Here is a 3,972-nt window from a genome sequence, read left to right on the forward strand (position 1 = left end):
GACCTCCATTTTTTTGCTGACGATGCCTGCGTGTGGCTGCTCTTTCTTGACGCCACTGCCGAACGCGACAATAGGCAGCGGCTTCAACAAAAGGCTTATGAAATGACACTCCTGCAAGAGAGGGAGCGTCAACTCAACGAGAAATTACAATCGACGAACGAGGCATTGAGGAAGAGCCAGGAGGGATTGGCGCGTGAATACCAGCGCGCCGAAGCCCTGCTCCTCAACATTCTTCCGGCGTCGATCGCGGAGCGGTTGAAAGCGCACAAAAAAATTGCTGACAACCACGCGGAAGTGAGTGTGCTTTTTGCCGACATAGTCGGTTTTACGGAACGAGCGCGGAGCGTCGGAGCCGTGACGACGCTCGCTATTTTAAATTACTTCTTCAAGGCCGCGGATCGGCTCTCGGAACGATATGGCTGCGAAAAGATCAAGACAATCGGCGATTGTGTGATGGTGGTCGCCGGCCTGCCCACCGCGCGATCCGACCATGCAAAGGCCCTCACACGCTATGCACTCGAGCTGCGCAAGGCGGTTAGGCGCGAACGCTTCGCAGGAGAACCGCTGAGACTCAGAATCGGAATTCACTCAGGCCCAATCGTCGCGGGCGTCATAGGCAAGAGGCGGTTCGCCTATGACCTGTGGGGCGAGACCGTTAATCTCGCCTCGCGTATTCAAACGTCCGCGGAGCCCGATGAAATCCGCATTTCGGATGCAACGCGCCAAATGCTTGGGCCAAATTTTGCTTGCGACCCACTCGAGGAAACGGAATTGCGTGGTGCAGGCCGCGTGCGAATGTGGCGGCTCCCGGCCTGATTGCCGCTTAGCAATGCCGACCCCTGGAGCCCACGCATCTCAAGCCCATATTCCGACAGTCTATTGGGCGACTTGGGACACGGCTGACATCAGCTCCTGCGGGTTTGGCGCCCCAAACATGTAACGCCCACCCTCTGGAACCTCCGTGAAGCTCCAGCGGACGATCCCCTGCCTGTCCAGCAGGAACTGACCGATCAGTTGTCCGTGTCCGGTTGCCATCATCTGCTCGTCGGCTTCGGTGACTTCGTAATGGTCCTTGTTGTTGAGGATTTCGCTGGCGGAAAAAGGATCCATAGGACCGGGCAACTCGCCTGGCACGTCGACCCGCATATCCTTTGCCGCTGCCATCGAGACCCTGTACGGCCAGTTCGTCTCGTCTTGGGTGAATTCGAGATTGGGCAGTCCAAAAGCACGATGTGAAGCGCGTTTCGGGTCGGAGGCCGCCAGCAGATTCGGCATCGGATGGTAGCGGAAATAGAGACGCGCCCGTTCGATCGGCGTGTTGACCACCGTCAGGCTCTCCACGCCCTTTTCGCGCAGTTCCGGATCAAGCCGCGCCTGGGCGGCGATATGGCGCCGGCAAAACGCACAATGCAGACCTCGAAACAGGCCGACCAGAACCGGTCTTTGTCCGCGGAAGTCGTCGAGCGCGATCTTGCCTTCCTGGGTAATGGCATCGAGTACCACGTTCGGCGCGCGGTCGCCCGGTTGAAGCGGCACCAAGTCACTAGGCGCGGACATTTCCAACCTCCAACCCCGGCTAGTCGAGAAAAGGCAGCACCACAAGCGCTTCCGGGTCGAGCCCGTGCTGGGCGCATATACCCTGCGCCAGGGAAAAGTAGCGTTCGGCCTCGGCCAGATTGTCGAGGTCGAGATTAAGCGTTGCGAGACCATCATAGCACGGAAACAGCAATTGGGGTTCGCCCGTTTCGCGGGCGACGTCCAGTGCTTCGTGGAACAAGCCGACCGCCAGTTCCGGATGGCCGTTGCACTGGTGGATCTGCCCAAGCACGATCAACGGCACCGGCAGGTGCTCGCGCTGGTCGAGCGCCCGGTCGATCTCGATGGCCTTCTCGGCAGCAGGCACGCCCTCCGTTGGACAGCGATCCGTGAAAGTACAACAAGCGACAGCCAGATTGGCGAGGAGGCGCGCCTGAAAACCCTGATCGCCAATACGGCGCGCCACCTCCAGACCGCGCCGGCAGACCTCCATCGCCTTTGCCGGATCGATGGTCGTGTAAAGCACGCCGAGATTGGTGTAGCCGCGACACGCCGCGCCGAGCAGACCGGCGGCCTCGGCCAATTCAATGCTGCGCTCAACCTGACCCACGGCTTCACGGTTTCGGCCGAGGCGGGCCAGCGCAACGGCCTTGGTGTTAAGTGCCTCGGCGGTCACGAGGGTGGCGTCATCGGAGACCTGTTCCGTTGTCAGACTGCGTACGCAATCGAGCGCCGCGTCCGCCCATCTTGCCGCGAGAGCGTGATCTCCGCTCCGGAATGCCTGCCGGCCGCGTTCCTGCCAGAGATGCGCCTGCTCGATCGGCGCATCCGCTCCATCAAGGAGCGCCGCCGCTTCAGCATAGCGGGATTCCGCTTTGTCCCGCTTGCCGACGTCCCAGAGCAGCCGACCGATCTTGCGCAAAACGCGCGCCGACGCGACGCGGTCTGCTGACCCGCGGTACGCCTGCAACACCGCCTCGTAGTGGCGGTGCGCGATCTCGCGGCGGCCTGCCGGGCCGCTCAAATCGGCAATGCGCTCTGCAATTGCCAGTTTGAGCGGTGTTTGCCCGGTCGCGCCCAACGCGGTCAGGGCTCGGTCGTAGAAACGAAGGGCGTCGTCATTGGCGTATATCATGCGAGCGCGATCTCCCGCCGCCTGAAGGTAATGCGCGCCCTTCTCCCGCTCGGCGCTCTGTGCGAAATGATGACCGAGCACGGCCAAATCCTCGAGCCGTTCGGGCTTGTCGCCGCACAGTTGCTCCAGGGCGACACCGACACGGCCGTGGATGTCGGTCCGGCGTTGCAGGAGCAGGTTCTGGTAGATCACGTCCTGCAGCAATGTTTGCGTAAAGCGGTAGCTTTGCGACGAGACCGAGCCTGATCCGGCAACTTCTTCGATGATCTCCGCATCGCAAAGCAGTTCGCAGCCGGCCTCCAGCCGGCCGGGATCGGCCGTCACGGTTTTCAGAAGCGTGGCATCGAAGCGCGGGCCGATTACCGCGGCTTCCTGGGCCAACCGGCGCACCTCCTGGGGCAGCCGGTCGACACGAGCAAGCAACATTGCCTGGATGGTGGCGGGAATGCCGGTTGCGACTTCGCCCGCCACCGTCCGCCATCGCTGGCCTTCGCGCATCAATACACCGCGATCGATAAGGCCGCGAACGATCTCCTCGATAAAAAGCGGGTTGCCGCCGGCGCGCTCAAGGATCTGGTCGAGAAGCCCGCCCGCGGAGTTTACCCAGCTATCGCCGAAAAGTGCTGCCACCATGCTACGTCCGTCATGGCTGCTGAGCGGCGAAAGCCTGAGCGCTGTGTGACTGACCCGGCTTGAGTCGAGCTGATCATTGTCCGGCGCCGGACGATGCGTGACCAGCAGCATCAACCGCGTGCGCTCCAGCCTGTCCATCACGAAACGCAGTGCCTCGAGCGATACGGCGTCGGCCCAGTGCAGGTCTTCGACGACGATCAGCAGCGGCGACAACGCAAGCCGCCGTTCGATGATTGTGCGGACCGCGTAGAGAATTTGCCGCCGCAACTGCTCGGGCTCGACATGCTGCAAGGTGGCATCGGGGTCGCCAAGGCCGAGCACATGATAGAGCAAAGGCATCAGCCGCTTCGCCTCGTCGCCCCGCAGGCCGAGATCGGTCAGCAAGGCTGCGAGCTTCCCCCGCATTTCGTCCCCATTGTCGTTTTGCATCATCCCGGCAGCGCTGCGCACCACTGCGCCCAGGGCGCCAAATGATTGTTCGCCCAGCGGTGAGCACGTGGCCTGTCGCACGGCGACGTTGCGAAAACGATCGTCGTCGCCGACCCGGGTGACGAACTCCCTCACCAGCCGCGATTTCCCGATACCGGCTTCTCCGACGAGGCGGACAAGTTGGGCCGAGCCGCCGCACGCCTGGTCGAGGCTCGCCAGCATTCTGTTGAGTTCCGCAT

General features: G+C 62.2%; 3 protein-coding genes. 1 reads left to right on the forward strand and 2 read right to left on the reverse strand.

Annotated features, from left to right (window positions below):
- On the forward strand, window positions 1–816 hold an 816-nt coding region (locus tag EOA36_RS29795; RefSeq protein WP_145969376.1), incomplete at its 5' end, for an adenylate/guanylate cyclase domain-containing protein.
- Window positions 817–876: 60 nt separating this feature from the next.
- Here the strand turns inward: EOA36_RS29795 and EOA36_RS29800 are convergent.
- Together EOA36_RS29800 and EOA36_RS29805 are read right to left on the reverse strand one after the other, a co-directional pair.
- Window positions 877–1,557 (reverse strand): peroxiredoxin-like family protein, encoded by a 681-nt coding sequence (locus tag EOA36_RS29800; RefSeq protein ID WP_127280547.1) that lies wholly within the window; start codon window positions 1,555–1,557, stop codon window positions 877–879.
- 19 nt (window positions 1,558–1,576) lie between these two features.
- Window positions 1,577–3,972: AAA family ATPase (locus EOA36_RS29805; RefSeq protein ID WP_127280548.1), on the reverse strand; the 2,396-nt coding region annotated here is incomplete at its 5' end.

It is taken from the genome of Mesorhizobium sp. M8A.F.Ca.ET.021.01.1.1 (assembly GCF_003998025.1).
In the GTDB taxonomy this organism is placed as follows: domain Bacteria; phylum Pseudomonadota; class Alphaproteobacteria; order Rhizobiales; family Rhizobiaceae; genus Mesorhizobium.

Bases quoted from the DNA above. Each gene is read 5' to 3' on its own strand.
- EOA36_RS29800 (WP_127280547.1), bottom strand. From the start codon at position 1,557: ATGTCCGCGCCTAGTGACTTGGTGCCGCTTCAACCGGGCGACCGCGCG.